Below are 15026 nucleotides of genomic sequence, written 5' to 3'. Positions count from 1 at the left end.
CGCTTCGGCGCTGATTCCGCTCACAAAAGTCCGGGGTGCCTGGGGGGAATGATTCCCCCCAGCCGCCGGAGGCATATTCTTTTCTGCTACTTTCCCACGTGATCCGCTCCGGCCTGCAATGCCTCGGCGTTCTGGGGAATGAGCTTGGCGTAGTGGCTGGAGATGACGCTGCCCAGGCTGTCCTTGACCGCCTGCAGCGGCAGGACGCCCGTAGCCTGGATGTATGCGCCCAGGGCGACCATGTTGGCCATGCGCGAGTTGCCGACTTTGTCGGCGATCTCGTTGGCCGGCACGAGCACCGTGCGCACGCGCTCCTGCTCGGTCAGACTGGCGTCGATCAGCGAGGAATTGATGATCTGGATACCGCCGTCCTGCAGCCTGGACTGGAACTTGTCCAGCGAAGGACGGTTCATGACAATGAGGCTTTTCGGGCGGTGGATGATGGGCGAACCGATATCGTCATCGGACACGACCACGGTGCAGTTGGCCGTTCCGCCGCGCATCTCCGGCCCGTAGACCGGGATGTAGGTCACGTTGAGGCCTTGGGTCATGCCTGCATAGGCCAGTAGGTTGCCAATGAGCATGACGCCCTGGCCGCCGAAGCCCGCGATGATGGCGTCCATGTACATCTACTTGCCCTCCTCGCCGGCCGTGGCGTCCTTGTATACTCCCAGCGGGAAGTAGGGGATCAGCTCGTTGGCGATGCGCTCGTTGGCCTGCACCGGGGTCATGCGCCAGTTGGTCGGGCAGGTGGACAGCAGCTCCACGAAGCCGAAGCCCAATCCCTTGGTCTGGCACTCGAAGACCTTGCGGATGGCCTTCTTGGCTGTGCGCAGGTGCTTGACCGAGTCAACCGCCACGCGCGCGGAGTAGGCCACGGCGTCCAGCGTGCCGATCATCTCGGCCATCTTGAGCGGCATGCCTTCGCGCTCGGCGCAGCGGCCGCCGGGGCAGGTGGTGGTTTTCTGGCCTGCCATGGTGGTGGGCGCCATCTGGCCGCCGGTCATGCCGTAAACCGTGTTGTTGACGAAAATGATGGACATCTTCTCGCCGCGGTTGGCCGCGTGCACGATCTCGGCCAGGCCAATGGAGGCCAGGTCGCCGTCACCCTGGTAGGCGAACACGAAGTTGTCCGGCCTGGCGCGCTTGACGCCCGTGGCCACGGCCGGAGCACGGCCGTGCGGGGCCTCGACGGCGTCCACGTTCAGGTAGTTGTACAGGAACACGGAGCAACCGATGGACGCGACCAGGATGGACTGCTCGCGCAAACCCATTTCGTCCAGGACCTCGCCCACGAGGCGGTGGATGGTGCCGTGGTGGCAGCCGGGACAATAGTGCGTGGCCCGGTCGATGACGCTCTCGGGCCTGGTGAAGACAAGCTTTTCTTCCTGGTACATTAGCAGGCCTCCAGGCTCTCGCCGGCCAGGGTCTTGAGGATGGGTCCCTCGAAATCGTCGGGAACGGGCAGGTTGCCGGGCATGACGCCGAAGAACTCGCTGTCGGCATGTCTGCGCACGGCCAGGCGCACATCGTCCACCATCTGGCCCAGGTTGTGCTCGACGGTCAGGAAACGCTTGCCCTCGGCCGCAAGCGCCGCCAGAGCTGCGGAAGGGAAGGGGTAGAGCGTGATGGGCCGCAGCAGGCCGATCTTGTGCCCGGCCTTACGCAGAGAGCGCACGGCGCTCTTGGCGATGCGGCCGATGGAGCCATAGGCAACCACCACCAGTTCGGCGTCGGCAGTCTGGAACTCTTCGAAACGCACCTCGGCTTCCATGGATTTGTACTTGGCCTGAAGCCTGCGGTTGTGGCCGGCCAGCGCGCCTTCATCCAGATAGAGCGACTTGAGCAGCCGCTTTTCGCGGCCCTTGGCGCCGGTGAGGCACCAGTCCGCCGCCTCGTCCGCCGCCACGGGCTCGGGCTGCCAGGTGGCCACGGGCTCCTTCATTTGGCCCAGGATGGCGTCGCCCAGAATGAGCACGGGATTGCGGTACTTGTAGGCAAGGTCGAAGGCCAGGACGGTCATGTCATAGCCCTCCTGGCAGGTGGCGGGCGCGAGCACCAGGGTGCGGTAGTCGCCATGGCCGCCACCACGCGTGGCTTGGTAGTAGTCGCCCTGGGCCGGGCCAATGTCGCCCAGGCCTGGGCCGCCACGGTTCATGTTCACGATGACCGCAGGCAACTCACTGCCGGCCATGTAGGAGATGGCCTCCTGCTTGAGGGACATGCCCGGGCTGGAGGAGGAGGTCATGGCGCGCACGCCGGCAGCGGCAGCGCCAAGGAGCATGTTGGCCGCCGCCACCTCGCTCTCTGCCTGCACGAACTGGCCGCCGACCTCGAAGATGGCCGAGGACATGAACTCCGGGATCTCGTTCTGCGGAGTGATGGGGTAACCGAAGTAGCACTTGCAGCCGGCTGCTAGCGCGCCCCTGGCTACGGCTTCGTTACCCTTGATGAAGATGCGCTCCTGGCTCATTCCTGCACCTCCTCGGCTTCGGCCTTGGCCTTTACCGTCTTCCAGACCTCGATGGCGTAATCCGGGCAGATCATGGCGCACGAGGCGCAGCCCGTGCACTTGTCCATGTTGCCCTCGCGGACCTCGGCCACTTTGTAGCCGAAGCGGTTGATGCGCTCGGACTGAACGATGATCTTCTTGGGGCACACGAGCGTGCACAAGAGGCAGCCTTTACAGCGCTCCTCCTGAATCGCAATACGTGACATGCCGACTCCTTGCTGCGTAGCTGATATGATCGGGGACTATCGTCCCCGCGCCCCTGCCCGGTGGAGCAACGGCTCCCCCGGACCCCCGTTTTTTCCGCATGAAAAAATGCGGGTCCAGGGGGTGCTTCCCCCTGGCGGGAGTGGGTTCGGGAGAGGAGCGAGCCGCTCTAGCAGTTAAAACCCTCTCCCGATTCAATGCCAAAACTCATTCACAAGCAGATATCTTCAAAAATGTCCACAGCCTGCCCGGCTAGAGCACTAGCATGGCATCGCCATAGGAAAAGAAGCGCATGCGCTCCTGCACGGCATGCCGATAAGCATCCTGGACCGCTTCCCGACCCGCCAAGGCTGACACGAGCATGATGAGCGACGAGCCGGGCAGATGGAAATTGGTCAGCAACCGCTCCACGACATTGAACTCGTAACCGGGACGCATGAAAATGTCGGTCCAGCCTGTAAAGGCCGCCACGCAACCGGTCTGGGCGAAGGCGCCTTCCAGGGCACGGGCGCTCGTGGTGCCCACGGCCACCACGGGGCGGCCCCGGGATTTGGCTTCGCGGATGGCAACGGCAGTCGCCTCCGGAATCTCGATATACTCGCGGTGCATCGTGTGCTCGCGAATGTCGCGCACGCGCACGGGGCTGAAGGTGCCGTAGCCCACATAAAGCGTCAACTCGGCCCAGGCGAAACCGGCCTCTGCAAGTTCGGCTTTGAGCTTTGTAGAGAAGTGCAACCCGGCCGTTGGTGCGGCCGCCGAGCCGAGTTTGTCCTTGCGGCTGTAGACCGTCTGGTAGCGCTCGCGGTCGGAATCGGTGTCGGGTCTGCGGATATAGGGCGGCAGCGGCAGATGGCCCTGGCGCATGAAATGGGCGGCCAGATCGTCTCGCCAATGCAGCGTGACTTGTGATTTGCCGAAATCACCGCGTGCTTCTACGACAAGGTGGAAGTCGTCGCTGAACTCGATGCGCTCGCCTGGTTTCGGCTTTTTGGCCGAACGCAGCAGGCCCTCGGCCTGTGCACTGCTGAATCCGTCGGCATCAGGTTCTTTGGCGGCCAGCAGAGGCAGGGGGGTGAGCAACAGGAATTCCACGCGGCCGCCCGTAGGCTTGTGGCCGAACATGCGCGCCGGCAGCACGCGGGAATTGTTGGCCACGAGCAGCGCGCCAGGCGGCAGGAATGCCCCGATATCGGCAAAAGGCACTATGCGTCTGTGGCCAGAGGCTCGATCCAGGACCATGAGCCGAGAAGCCTCACGGCTTTGGCCTGGCTGCTGGGCGATGAGCTCCTCTGGCAGCTCGAAGCAGTAGCTCTGCAGATCGCAGGATTCAGGAATATGCGACATGGGTTTACAGAAGACGGCGCATGGCACACTGGCATTACAGCGCCGGAAATTGCGGTTTGCCCGAAGCTGGGCTACAAGTCACTGGCTAGTCCTCGACCGGCAAGAGATTCATGCTTTAGGTCCTAAAGTCAAGTCACGGAGTTTCCCATGTCCCATTTTCGTCTTCTTTCTTGCCTCATGGGTTTAATGCTTCTGGCCACTTCCTGCGCCGGCATGCGGAGCTCCGGCAGCACCGGCAGCAACGAGATGCCGCCGCCCGAGCAGAGCCCGGACACGTACCAATCCACCCATCATTACTATGACTTCGACGATGTGCTCGTGCCCAAGGATCTCAAGTTGGACGTTGACGGCTCTTTTGTTTTCGAGACCCCGCAGTTCAAGACCGGCAATCTGACCTTCAACGGGCGGGTCGATAGCTTTTCGGTGGTAGACTTCTTCAACAGCAACCTGACCAAGGACGGCTGGAGAAAGCACAGCTCGTACAAGGGCAAAAAGTCCATCCTTGTCTACGAGAAGCCCGGCAAGAGCTGCTACATCAGCGTGCTGGACGAAAGCTTCTCCAACACCAAGGTGGAAGTGCTCGTTATCGAGATGAAGAACGAACTCAAGTAGGGGATTGCCTTGGACCTTGCCCCGCATTTGCGCTTCTCGAGCTACCTGGGCAGACGTGCCCACCTGGGGGTATGCGGCAGTGTCGCCGCGTACAAGACTCTGGATATTCTGCGTGGTCTGCTCAAGTGCAACGCGAGCGTTTCGGCCACCCTTACCGCCTCCGCGCAACAGTTCGTTACGCCGCTGACCTTCGAGGCCTTGGGCGCTGCTCCGGTCTATGCGGGCATGTTTCCTGCCGGCATCGACACCTTCGGCCATCTTGAGCCGGCTCAGAACGCGGACGCCCTGCTGGTGGCGCCCGCCTCGGCCAATACATTGGCCAAGCTGGCCAACGGCTTGGCCGACGACATGCTTTCCTGCCAGGCACTGGCCTTTCAGGGGCCGGTGGTGCTCGCGCCGGCCATGAATACGCGCATGTGGCAGGCTCCGGCGACGCAAGAAAATTGGGCCCGGCTCTTGGGCAGGGGCTGCATCGGAGTGCTTCCCGGCAGCGGGGCCATGGCTTGCGGCGAGGAGGGACAAGGCAGGCTGGCCGAGCCCCTGGATATCCTCTTTGCCACCCTGCGTGCCATGACCAAGCAGGACATGGCTGGCAAAAAAGTGCTCGTGAACCTTGGCCCCACACGTGAACCCTGGGATGCCGTGCGCTACCTGAGCAACGCCTCCAGCGGCACCATGGGTGGTGCCGTGGCTGTGGCAGCCTGGCTGCGTGGCGCCGAGGTAACAGTTGTGACTGGCCCGGTCAGCCTGTGGCTGCCTGCGGCCATTTCTCGCCAGTGCGTTACCACGGCCCAGGAGATGTTCACTGCCTGCACCGACCTATGGCCAGGCATGGACATGGCCTGTTTGACGGCTGCTGTGGCTGATTATCGGCCCAAGCCATACGGCGAGCGCAAGTTCAAGAAGGCCTCCGCCGAGGCAGGACTGAACATCGAGCTTTTGCCCAATCCCGATATTCTCAAGGCCCTGGGCGCGAGCAAGCTCGCCGGGCAGACACTCGTGGGCTTCGCGGCCGAGAGCCATGATCTGGAAACGCACGCGCGCGCCAAACTCAAGACCAAGAACCTGGACCTCATCGTGGCCAACAGCATCGTCGGCGAAGGTGGTGCTTTCGATTCGCCGGTCAATGCCGTGACAGTCATCGGCAGCGATGGCCGTCTGGAAACCTGGCCCTCACTGCCCAAACCCGAAGTAGCCTGGCGCATATGGGACATCGTTTCGAATCCCTAAGCCTGCCGGCGCATCTGGTCGCCTGGCATGAAGCCGGCTTGGAGCTGGTCCGCGCGGACTTGCTGGCCGAGACGCTCGACACGCACGGCAATTCCTCCACTGCTAGCCCCTCGGCCGTTGATAGCAACGTGGATGCATCCCATGCGCAACGGACTCCGGCTAGGTGCGATTCCCAGGCCGAGTCCAGGCCGTTCTCTCCGCATAGACCGGCTGTCTCGGCGTCAGCCCAGCCTGATTCTGCAGGCCAAGCCGTTCACCGCACACAGTCTGTATCCATCAATGCCCGAGCTTCCGGCCGAGCGGGCGAGTCCTCGACGATCTCTCCCGGCAACGCCAGCAGGTGCATAGGTGCTAACCAGCCGACTAGCACGCCGGAGCCCTGCGCATGGAGCGGCCCATTCCTGTATGCCCTGGAACGTTTGAAGCCGCCTGTTCGCGCCATGTGGACCTACTGGGAGTTGGCCCAGGATTTCGGCGGCGAGCCCGACAGCAACCGGCGTCAACTCTGGGCTAATATCATCAAGAGTTTGCCCTATAAGCAGCGGGTCGGCTTCTGGCCCGTATCCGAGTTTCGGGGCGGCACCATGCTGGCCAAGCCAGCGCTGTTCTGGCAGGGCGTGCGTGAATTCGGCGCAACGCACGTGCTTTGCTTCGGCCGCCGAGCCTGTATGACGCTTTTCCCTGACCGGCCTTTTTCTCCGGGCGTTTTCCAGCACGGGGACCTTACGGCTGTCATCCTGCCCGGGCCGGATGACATGCTTCCCGACAACCGGCAGCTAAAAGCCGTGACTTGGAATCTGCTCAAGGATCTGCGCATCTGATATTTCCTGTTGTAACTGCCGCCTTTGCTTGCCTGTCCATATTATCCGACAGCCATCCTGCTGATTTTGAATCGCCGTGGCAGCCTTTTGCAAGCGCAGCCCTCGCCCTTATCCACTACGCAAAGCCTTTGAGAGTTCGATCGCTGCAGTTCCACACCCACTTCGATTAGAGCAGATTGCTTTTAAGACACCCGCTCCGGCGTTGACGGCGCAAGTGAATTGCGCCTACGCCTGCGCGGCGGCAAGCCATGTCGACGCATGGCTTGCAGAGCATTTTCAAAAGCAAAATGCTCTAGGCAAAACTAGCTAGCACTCCTGGCTGCTGCACATAAGGCAGATCTGTCTGGATCCTTTCGCTTGCTTCTCAGCCAGGCCGTAATCAAGCATTGAGGTTTGCTTGACCCCTTTTCGCTGTGCTCGTATGTAATGATTATGAAGAGGATATTCATCCTAAGGCCTGGTTCGACTTTTCTCCTTGGTTTGCTGCTGTGCATTTTGCCTGTGTTTCAGGTTGCGATACAGGCTATGTCCCAGGCTGCGACTATGCCTTCTGAAACCAAGTTCCGCGTCTTGGCCCTGGAGATGGAGGCGGCCATTAGCCCGGCCGAAGCTGAACTAATGGCCCAGGCTATAGCGGCGGCGGCGGAAGACGACTACGACCTGCTTCTCGTGCGCCTGGATACTCCTGGCGGCACAGTGGAAGCCATGCGCGGAATCCTCAAGGCCATCCTTAACTCTACTGTGCCCGTGGCTGTCTGGGTGGGGCCTGCCGGCGCCAGGGCTGCTTCGGCTGGCGTGTTCATAGTCGCTGCAGGGCATATTGCAGCAATGGCGCCGCAAACCACTATCGGGGCTGCCACCCCAGTTGGAATGGGCGGCGAGGACGTACCCGAGACCATGGCCCGCAAAGCCATCAACGACATCAAGAGCATGGTGCGCGGCATGGCACAGGCCCACGGCCGCAATGTGGACTGGTACATGCGCGCAGTGGAGGAGAGTGATTCCATTACCGCCCAGGAGGCCCTGCAACTCAAGGTTGTCGATATCCTCGCGTCCACACCCGAACAACTCATTGAGGCAATCGGTTCTAGGCAGAAGACATTGCCTGGCTGGGAGTCCGGATTCAGCGCCGAAGAGTATGCCATCGAGGAGTTCGCTCCAGGTTGGCGTTATCGTCTGCTTGCATGGCTGCTCAATCCACAAGTCGCATATTTCCTTCTACTTGGCGGAATGGCCGGATTGTTCTTCGAGTTCGTCTCGCCAGGAGCTTTCTTTCCTGGGGTTGTCGGTGGCATCTGCCTGCTGCTGGCCTTGTACGCCCTGTCCATCCTGTCCACGAATGTCGCCGGCATCCTGCTACTGCTGCTGGGGCTTGTTTTCTTTTTCCTTGAACTGGCCTTTATCAGCCACGGGCTGTTGAGCGTCGCCGGTATTCTGGCTCTGTTCATTGGCTCGGCCATACTGTTCCCAGCAGGTCCCGGAGAACCGGGCCTGCCTTTTGCCACCATCGTGGTCACGGTGGGCGGGGTGGCGACCATCCTGGGCTTTGGAGTTTATCTGGCGGCCAAGGCTCAAGTCGCCAAGCCGGCCAGCGGACGTGAAGGGCTGGAGGGAAGCATTGCCACGGTGCGGCATTGGCGAGGCAAACGAGGCCAGGTTTTTGCCCATGGCGAGCTTTGGTCAGCGCGCACGGCAGACGGCTCTGCTCTGAATGTGGGCGATACCGTGCGCATACAACGAGTGGATGGTTTGATGCTCACTGTGGAGCGCGTCGAGTCGAGCGCAGGGGTAGATCGGCTTGATTAACCTATCCGCAAGCGGACGCTCCGCATGCGTGCATAAGACCGCAGCAATCATTCGCCCTAAACATCGGGTCGGCGGCAATTATGTTTTTAGCAGGGCTGGCCTTGACGCTTTGGCGGAGCTCAGACCCTGCATTCAATGGAGGTCGCAGCATGCTCTTCAATTTGCTCCCCTTGGTCATCATTGTGATCCTGCTCCTTGTAGCCATGGTAAAAGTGCTCGCGGAATACGAGCGGGCTGTGGTTTTCCGCCTGGGTCGAATTATAGGCGCCAAGGGGCCAGGGTTGATCATTATAATCCCGGTTATTGACCGTTTCGTTCGCGTTCCCCTCAGGCTCGTGACCTTGGACGTACCTTCCCAGGATGTCATCACCAAGGACAACGTAAGCGTCAAGGTCAACGCGGTCATCTACTTCCGGGTTCTCGACTCCGTGAAGGCCATCATAGAAGTGGAGGACTATCTCTTCGCGACATCCCAACTCGCCCAGACCACTCTGCGTAGCGTGTGCGGCAGCGTAGAGTTGGACGACCTGCTTACGCATCGCGACGAGGTCAACAGCCGTATCCAGGCCATACTCGACGAACAGACCGATCCTTGGGGCATCAAGGTTTCCAATGTCGAGGTAAAGCACATTGACTTACCCCAGGAGATGCAGCGGGCCATGGCCCAACAGGCCGAAGCCGAGCGTGAACGCAGGGCCAAGGTCATCCGGGCTGAAGCCGAGTTTCAGGCTGCCGATCGTCTGGCCCAGGCAGCCGAAATTATCGGCAGGCATCCGTCTGCTTTGCAACTGCGGTATCTGCAAACCCTCAGCGAACTATCTGGGGAGGGCAAGACCGCGACGATCATTCCCCTGCCACTGGGAGACATCATGGGTCTGTTCGGCAAGAGTAAGACGGGCGGATAAGTGCAGGTCTTCAGTGACGCCTCTGGCAATGCAAAGCTAATGGTTTCATAGATGTTCGTGCGTTAGCGCAGCACGCCGGCAAAGATAAGTGCTTCTTTTTATGTTGCGCATGATACATGCTTTGGGAGACTTGACACCTCTTTATCACCTCCTTTATGGGATGGTGAACCACCATCCCTTATATGACCTTACACCTACACCGCATGTGGACAAGCCAACATGAACTTCCGGTCACTTAAGCAAAGCCTTTCCGAAGTCTTTGAGAGGATCAAGACCGCCGTTGCGGATGGCGATTTGCCGAACAAGCATGACGTCGAGCAGTTCGTCCGTTTGTCACGACTGTTTCATGCGCAAGCGCAGGACGAGTGGGCGGGGGAGGTTGAAGACTTCTGCCTTTTGGCGGATCAACTTAACCAGGCCGCAAGGCGGAAGCATCTCGAAGAAGTCATCATGCTCGTAGATTCTCTTAACGATGCGCAGAACTATTGCCACCGTTCTTTCCGGAGTCGGCCATAGCCGACTCCGCGCCAGCTTGATGGATTCGTTTTCCCGCCCAACGCCTTTTCTTGCAAACTTCCACTTCTCTTTCCGCTGCTGGTCGAGTATGGAGCAAATCATTGAGTCGAACGAAGCGGTTTATGTTTCACGTGAAACATAAACCGTACTCTTCACGGGAATGCCCAGTAGCCGTACAGCAAATTGAAGAGAGGTGGATGTGGCGCGACAGATCGTTATCGCGAACCAGAAGGGCGGCGTTGGCAAGACAACAACCGCAGTGAATTTGGCTGCATGTCTGGCCGTCATGGAACGGCAGGTCTTGCTGGTGGATTGCGATCCTCAGGCCAATGCCTCTAGTGGGCTCGGCTATTACCAGGATCGTGAGGGTCCAAGTCTCTACCATGTCTTTTTTGAGCCCGCAGAGGCCGAGAAGGCAATATATAAGACCGAATTGCCCTACCTCTCTCTCATGCCCGCCAGTACGGATATGGTAGGCCTAGAGATCGAGCTCATTGAGAAGCTTGGTCGGGAGTACTATCTCAGCGAGGTGCTGGCGGGGCTTCGGGACAAGTATGACTACATCATCATGGATTGCCCCCCCTCATTGGGGCTAACCACGGTCAATGCCCTATGCGCGGCGAAGGAACTGCTTATCCCACTGCAGTGCGAGTACTATGCACTAGAGGGCATAGCTCAGCTCATGCGCACGTACAACATCGTCAAGAAACGTCTGAATCCCGACCTTGAGGTCTCAGGTGTGGTTTTGACCATGTATGACAAGCGGAACCGGCTTTCCGGTCAGGTCAAGAACGAAGTCCGTCGATCTTTTCCCGACAAGATGTTCGAGACAATCGTGCCGCGCAATGTGCGCCTGTCCGAGGCGCCAAGTTTTGGCAAGCCGATCATCTCCTACGACATCAAATCCGTGGGTGCGCAGGCGTATTTGTCCCTGGCGCAGGAGTTGGTGGATAAAGAAGTGGAATCGATCGCTTGAGTCGGCTGGCCAGGTGGAATGTCACTCGTCTTTCCGCGTGCCGCGGTCATTGAAGAGGGTACGGCGGGGAGGGACCTCCCTCCCCGGACGGAAGAACGGCTGCCCTATTTGCGAGTCGAGCCGCTTCCATAGACGGCATTGAGAAGAGGATCTTTTTCTTGCTCCGGCTTGGCCTCGAACTTGATCTTGTCCTTGTATAGCCGCTTGGTAATCATGGCTTGGCAGTTCAGGCAACGATAGCGGAGCAAGCCACCCAGATTGCAGGCCCGGAGCCAGAACTTGCGAGGCTCGTCCTTGATCCAGTCCTCGGTGCTGCTGGCGCACACGTCACAGTGTACTTCGGTATTGACGGGGTACTTGAAGTCCCAGTACTCGACCAGTGTTTGCCAGTCGGTCATGGGCTCCGGCGGCAGGGACTCTTCTTCAGGCTCGGCCGATTTGCCCAGAGCTTCTCGAACCAGTGGCATGACCTTGGCTTCGATCTGGGTCCAGACCTGAATCGGTAGCTGTACGGACAAGACTTCGCCCTGTGCGTTGCAGAGATAGAGAATGTCGGACTTGGTATCCATCTGTCTCCTCCGGGGGGTGGACGGTAAGGTAGCTGCCGCGTGCGTGCTTGCTGCGCGTTGGGTCAACCTAGGCAGCTGATAGAGTAAGTCAAGGATATGAATGAGGAGAAGTGTCATGGCAGGACCTGCGCGTGGACTTGGAAGAGGGTTGGATGCTTTGCTGGGGGGCGGAAAGACGGACCTGAATAGTCCGGAAGTCAGAATGCTCCAGCTCGATGTCATCCGACCCAATCCAGACCAGCCCCGCACTGTGTTTTCGGATTCGGGGCTCGATGAGCTCACGGAATCCATCAAGAGTCAGGGAGTGCTCCAGCCTATCCTCGTGCGTCCAATCCGCGGTGACGTGGAGATGCGATATGAAATCGTGGCTGGCGAGCGCCGCTGGCGCGCTTCGAGGAAAGCTGGACTGACTCAGATACCGGCGCTCATCAAGGAGCTATCCCAGGAAGAAAGTCTGGCCATAGCCCTCATCGAGAATCTTCAGCGCGAAGATCTGAATCCCATGGAAGAGGCTCGCGGCCTGCGCGAACTTCAGGAGCGACTGTCCTGCAGTCAGGAAGATTTGGCAAAAAAAATCGGCAAGAGCCGCTCGGCGGTGACCAATACGCTGAGGCTTTTGCAGCTCCCGGACAACGTGCAGGTGGACTTGGGCAACGGAGTGCTCACTGCGGGGCATGGTCGGGCCATCATGGCCGTGACTGAACCCGAAGCCCAGGAAGAGATGCGCAGACGCATCGTCGAAGGGCAACTTTCGGTGCGCCAAGCCGAGGCCATGGCCTCCTGGTGGAAGAAGAACGGCTCCTTGCCCGAACTTGAGGCAGGTCAAACGCTGGGCGTGAAGCCGCGGGCTGGCCAGCGAAAGAAAGGTGAGCCCATGGATTCGACGCTTGTCGATATCCAGAAGCTGCTGTGTAATTCGTACGGCGTTAAGGTGAACATTTCAGGTAGTCAGGGCCAGGGCCGCATCAGCTTCCGCTACAGTTCGCAGGATGAGCTTCAGCGGCTGATCGAGCGGTTCGGCAGCATGCAATAGGTTTATGTCTTGGTGGCCGTTCTCCTATCTGGCGGAATTGGGCCGCAAATTGCCCAGGAGCCTTGTCGAAAACGGCGCCTTGAGGAATGCGCGCGACTCAGTCGACGTGCAACGCTGGTTCAGCCAGCACGCAAAAGAAATTTGAAAAACTCTGTACATACTAGGCCCTGATCGCAGGGCCTTTTCCAGTTAAGGTAGACCTCTGGACTAGGATTGGTTCAGTGTGTGCTGCCATAAAGGACGAGGAAATTACTCTTGCATATGGGAACACAGACTGAGTCCGGGATGGAAGAATTGGCCAGGTCGGGTAAGCTGGCTGAAAAGCTGCTCAAGAAGCTTGATGCGCTGGCCGGCGGCAAAGTGCTCATCATAGGCGATTGCATGCTCGACAAGTATGTGGCCGGCAGTGTGGAGCGCATTTCGCCCGAAGCGCCCGTGCCGGTGCTCAAGGTTGAGCGTGAGTGGCATCTGCTCGGCGGTGCGGGCAACGTGGCCCGCAACGTGGCGGACCTTGGCGGCAAACCCTATCTGCTTACGGTCACGGGCGAGGATGGAGCCGGGGAGATGCTGGCGGGACTGTTGCGTGATTGTCGCGTGGAACTGGGCCTCGTGCGCACAAGAGAGAGGCCAACCACGGTCAAGACGCGAATCATCGCGGCCAACCAGCAGGTCTGCCGGGTGGACCACGAGGACGACCGGCCGCTGGACGGCGTGACCCTTGAACGGCTCGGCGCGCTGCTGGCCGAGCGGATGGCGGAATTCCCGGTGGTCATTGTCTCGGACTACGGCAAGGGAGTGGTCACGGCCAGACTCATGGAGATGCTGCGCGCAGCATCAAAATCCATGGCCAACCCGCCCATGATAATGGTCGATCCAAAGACGCGCAACTATGATCTGTACACTGGTGTGGACATCATTACGCCGAATACCAAGGAAGCGGGCGAAGGCGCGGGCATGAAGCCGGTTGGACGCGAAGGAATTCTTGCGGCCGCCGAGGCCTTGTTCCGACGCCTGCAGCTCAGGCATCTGCTCATCACTCTTGGACCCGAAGGCATGGCATTATTCGAGCGCCAGGATCATGCCCTGCACATCCCGACCTTCGCCCAAAAGGTGTATGACGTGACCGGCGCCGGCGATACGGTCATCGCTACCCTGGGCCTCGGCGTGGCCTCGGGCTTGAGTCTCATCGAGTCATGCGTGCTGGCCAACTATGCCGCGGGTATCGTCGTGGGACAGGTGGGCACGGCCACTGCAAATCTGGAGCAGCTTCGCGAAGCCATCAACTCCTTGCCCAAGCCCGAAGCGCGACTTTGGCTCAATCATGGCGCGGGGTAAGGTTGCGGTGTTGCTTGCGTGGCCTTATTCTCACCATGATCGATCTTGCTCCGCCGCAAAGGTCGAAGCAAGGTCGGCGGTAGTAACAACTTTGGTCTGTTTGGCTAGAGCAGAGGCCTGATAAGGCCGGCAATCTGTAAAGGAGCGGAAGCGCGAATTCCATAAGGGCCGGGACAACCCCAGGCCGGATACATGGCTGCATTCGATCCGTACGCACTGAAGAGGTCTCTTGCCATCGGGGCCGGGTCCATACATGCTCTAAGGAGAATCTGGGCGGCTTGTCCTCCGGGCGATTGGCGAGCCGCCGGAGCAGGTGTTGAGACGTGTCGTCGAGTGAATCTTGATATATTGTGGGCCTGAATTCGGCCGTGAATATTGGGTTGGCTGCGCCACAGCCGCCAGCCCGCAACCGGAGGATAAGCTGGATTGCCATGTTTTGGGCTCTGCACATCTTAGCCGAAGAGCGTATCCAGGAAGCCGTGCGCGAGGGTGAGTTCAACAATCTGCCGGGTGCCGGCAAGCCCCTGAAACTGGAGGATGAATCACACATCCCACAGGAACTGCGCATGTCATACAAGATTCTCAAAAACTCCGGCTGCCTGCCTCCCGAGCTTGAAGAGCGCAAGGAAATCCAGCAGGCCAAGGATTTGTTGGCGAGCTTGACGGAAGAGCAGGAGCGCTACCGCCAGATGGAGAAGCTCAACCTACTCATCATGAAGGCCAACATGAGACGTAAGCGGCCGATTGCGCTCGAGGAGCAGCAAGTTTACTTCGAGAAAGCCGTAAGCAAGGTCAGCGTGGTGAAGAAAAGCTAATAATACAAGTTTCTAGGGCCTGTTAACGCTATCTGAGCGCCTCTACAATTAGTGCCAAGGTGAGAAAGCCAAGGTACATGACATCGAGCTTGTCGTAGCGGGTAAAAATGCGCCTGTAACCTTTGAGTCGTCTGAATAGACGCTCTATCTCATTGCGCTTTTTGTACAGCTCCTTGTCATATTCCCAGGGTTCCAAGCGATTGGGGTTTGGAGGAACCACGGGAACAAAACCCAAATCCCGGCTCAGAGTTCTTGTTTCATTGCCCTCATAGGCTCCATCCATGAGCAAGGGGCATGAGTCAGTCGGCGGGCCGCCCAGCATTGTCAGCAGACGCCGGCCTTGCGGGG

The 15026-nt window shown here is 59.4% G+C and carries 17 protein-coding genes; 10 read left to right on the top strand and 7 right to left on the bottom strand.

From position 1 onward, the window contains the following. Window positions 1-86: 86 nt before the first annotated feature. The 5 genes from H585_RS0116160 to queA all read right to left on the bottom strand — a co-directional run bounded on the left by H585_RS0116160 (window position 87) and on the right by queA (window position 4060). Entirely contained in the window at window positions 87-629 is a 543-nt protein-coding gene (locus H585_RS0116160) for a 2-oxoacid:acceptor oxidoreductase family protein (RefSeq protein ID WP_027368586.1), read from the bottom strand. After that, on the bottom strand, window positions 630-1397 hold the full coding sequence (locus tag H585_RS0116155) for a thiamine pyrophosphate-dependent enzyme (protein ID WP_005984240.1): 768 nt from the start codon (window positions 1395-1397) through the stop codon (window positions 630-632). Beyond that, window positions 1397-2473 carry a 3-methyl-2-oxobutanoate dehydrogenase subunit VorB gene (locus tag H585_RS0116150; RefSeq protein WP_027368585.1) on the bottom strand — a complete coding sequence of 359 codons (1077 nt, stop codon included), beginning with the start codon at window positions 2471-2473 and terminating at the stop codon, window positions 1397-1399. The genes H585_RS0116155 and H585_RS0116150 overlap by 1 nt, the downstream gene beginning before the upstream one ends. Further along, the gene (locus tag H585_RS0116145; protein WP_027368584.1) at window positions 2470-2718 is read right to left on the bottom strand and encodes a 4Fe-4S dicluster domain-containing protein; all 249 of its coding nucleotides are present in this window, start codon (window positions 2716-2718) and stop codon (window positions 2470-2472) included. The genes H585_RS0116150 and H585_RS0116145 overlap by 4 nt, the downstream gene beginning before the upstream one ends. Window positions 2719-2968: 250 nt before the next feature. Next, a complete protein-coding gene (queA, locus tag H585_RS0116140; RefSeq protein WP_027368583.1) occupies window positions 2969-4060 on the bottom strand; it encodes a tRNA preQ1(34) S-adenosylmethionine ribosyltransferase-isomerase QueA in 1092 nt (363 codons plus the stop codon). Window positions 4061-4207: 147 nt separating this feature from the next. Here queA and H585_RS0116135 point away from each other — a divergent pair, with 147 nt between their 5' ends. The 7 genes from H585_RS0116135 (at window position 4208) to H585_RS0116105 (ending at window position 10926) form a co-directional block, all read left to right on the top strand. Next, a complete protein-coding gene (locus tag H585_RS0116135; protein ID WP_014259237.1) occupies window positions 4208-4672 on the top strand; it encodes a hypothetical protein in 465 nt (154 codons plus the stop codon). A 9-nt stretch (window positions 4673-4681) separates the two neighbouring features. Beyond that, window positions 4682-5902, top strand: coding sequence for a bifunctional phosphopantothenoylcysteine decarboxylase/phosphopantothenate--cysteine ligase CoaBC (gene coaBC, locus H585_RS0116130; RefSeq protein WP_027368582.1), 1221 nt, complete (start codon window positions 4682-4684; stop codon window positions 5900-5902). Continuing rightward, the gene (locus H585_RS0116125; RefSeq protein WP_027368581.1) at window positions 5878-6723 is read left to right on the top strand and encodes a hypothetical protein; all 846 of its coding nucleotides are present in this window, start codon (window positions 5878-5880) and stop codon (window positions 6721-6723) included. The genes coaBC and H585_RS0116125 overlap by 25 nt, the downstream gene beginning before the upstream one ends. A 543-nt stretch (window positions 6724-7266) precedes the next feature. Beyond that, window positions 7267-8529, top strand: coding sequence for an NfeD family protein (locus H585_RS0116120; protein WP_027368580.1), 1263 nt, complete (start codon window positions 7267-7269; stop codon window positions 8527-8529). Window positions 8530-8678: 149 nt separating this feature from the next. Continuing rightward, window positions 8679-9434, top strand: coding sequence for a slipin family protein (locus H585_RS0116115; protein ID WP_014259233.1), 756 nt, complete (start codon window positions 8679-8681; stop codon window positions 9432-9434). A 219-nt stretch (window positions 9435-9653) separates the two neighbouring features. Next, entirely contained in the window at window positions 9654-9950 is a 297-nt protein-coding gene (locus tag H585_RS0116110; protein ID WP_014259232.1) for a GAK system XXXCH domain-containing protein, read from the top strand. Between the two features lie 199 nt (window positions 9951-10149). Next, window positions 10150-10926 carry a ParA family protein gene (locus tag H585_RS0116105; protein ID WP_027368579.1) on the top strand — a complete coding sequence of 259 codons (777 nt, stop codon included), beginning with the start codon at window positions 10150-10152 and terminating at the stop codon, window positions 10924-10926. Window positions 10927-11030: 104 nt separating this feature from the next. Here H585_RS0116105 and H585_RS0116100 read toward each other — a convergent pair whose 3' ends face one another. Further along, entirely contained in the window at window positions 11031-11495 is a 465-nt protein-coding gene (locus H585_RS0116100) for a hypothetical protein (protein WP_027368578.1), read from the bottom strand. A 115-nt stretch (window positions 11496-11610) separates the two neighbouring features. Between H585_RS0116100 and H585_RS0116095 the strand changes: the two genes are divergently transcribed. From H585_RS0116095 to H585_RS0116085, 3 genes are all read left to right on the top strand, one after another. After that, window positions 11611-12528, top strand: coding sequence for a ParB/RepB/Spo0J family partition protein (locus tag H585_RS0116095; RefSeq protein WP_027368577.1), 918 nt, complete (start codon window positions 11611-11613; stop codon window positions 12526-12528). A 255-nt stretch (window positions 12529-12783) separates the two neighbouring features. Then, on the top strand, window positions 12784-13863 hold the full coding sequence (gene rfaE1, locus H585_RS0116090) for a D-glycero-beta-D-manno-heptose-7-phosphate kinase (protein WP_102046964.1): 1080 nt from the start codon (window positions 12784-12786) through the stop codon (window positions 13861-13863). 431 nt (window positions 13864-14294) lie between these two features. Further along, window positions 14295-14678 carry a DnaJ family domain-containing protein gene (locus tag H585_RS0116085; RefSeq protein WP_027368575.1) on the top strand — a complete coding sequence of 128 codons (384 nt, stop codon included), beginning with the start codon at window positions 14295-14297 and terminating at the stop codon, window positions 14676-14678. Between the two features lie 28 nt (window positions 14679-14706). On the opposite strand, the gene H585_RS0116080 is transcribed toward H585_RS0116085, so the two are convergent. After that, window positions 14707-15026 (bottom strand): IS5 family transposase (locus H585_RS0116080; protein ID WP_027368574.1); only part of this gene is annotated, 320 nt, incomplete at its 5' end.

Source organism: Desulfocurvibacter africanus subsp. africanus DSM 2603 (assembly GCF_000422545.1).
Taxonomy (GTDB): Bacteria; Desulfobacterota; Desulfovibrionia; order Desulfovibrionales; family Desulfovibrionaceae; genus Desulfocurvibacter; species Desulfocurvibacter africanus.
This window is presented reverse-complemented; position numbering and strand designations above follow the sequence as displayed.

Coding starts and splice junctions, on each gene's coding strand:
- H585_RS0116135 (WP_014259237.1), top strand. CDS start 4,208: ATGTCCCATTTTCGTCTTCTTTCTTGCCTCATGGGTTTAATGCTTCTG.
- H585_RS0116150 (WP_027368585.1), bottom strand. CDS start 2,473: ATGAGCCAGGAGCGCATCTTCATCAAGGGTAACGAAGCCGTAGCCAGG.
- H585_RS0116120 (WP_027368580.1), top strand. CDS start 7,267: ATGCCTTCTGAAACCAAGTTCCGCGTCTTGGCCCTGGAGATGGAGGCG.
- H585_RS0116115 (WP_014259233.1), top strand. CDS start 8,679: ATGCTCTTCAATTTGCTCCCCTTGGTCATCATTGTGATCCTGCTCCTT.
- H585_RS0116085 (WP_027368575.1), top strand. CDS start 14,295: ATGTTTTGGGCTCTGCACATCTTAGCCGAAGAGCGTATCCAGGAAGCC.
- H585_RS0116155 (WP_005984240.1), bottom strand. CDS start 1,397: ATGTACCAGGAAGAAAAGCTTGTCTTCACCAGGCCCGAGAGCGTCATC.
- H585_RS0116095 (WP_027368577.1), top strand. CDS start 11,611: ATGGCAGGACCTGCGCGTGGACTTGGAAGAGGGTTGGATGCTTTGCTG.
- H585_RS0116100 (WP_027368578.1), bottom strand. CDS start 11,495: ATGGATACCAAGTCCGACATTCTCTATCTCTGCAACGCACAGGGCGAA.
- H585_RS0116125 (WP_027368581.1), top strand. CDS start 5,878: ATGGGACATCGTTTCGAATCCCTAAGCCTGCCGGCGCATCTGGTCGCC.
- H585_RS0116110 (WP_014259232.1), top strand. CDS start 9,654: ATGAACTTCCGGTCACTTAAGCAAAGCCTTTCCGAAGTCTTTGAGAGG.
- H585_RS0116160 (WP_027368586.1), bottom strand. CDS start 629: ATGTACATGGACGCCATCATCGCGGGCTTCGGCGGCCAGGGCGTCATG.
- queA (WP_027368583.1), bottom strand. CDS start 4,060: ATGTCGCATATTCCTGAATCCTGCGATCTGCAGAGCTACTGCTTCGAG.
- H585_RS0116145 (WP_027368584.1), bottom strand. CDS start 2,718: ATGTCACGTATTGCGATTCAGGAGGAGCGCTGTAAAGGCTGCCTCTTG.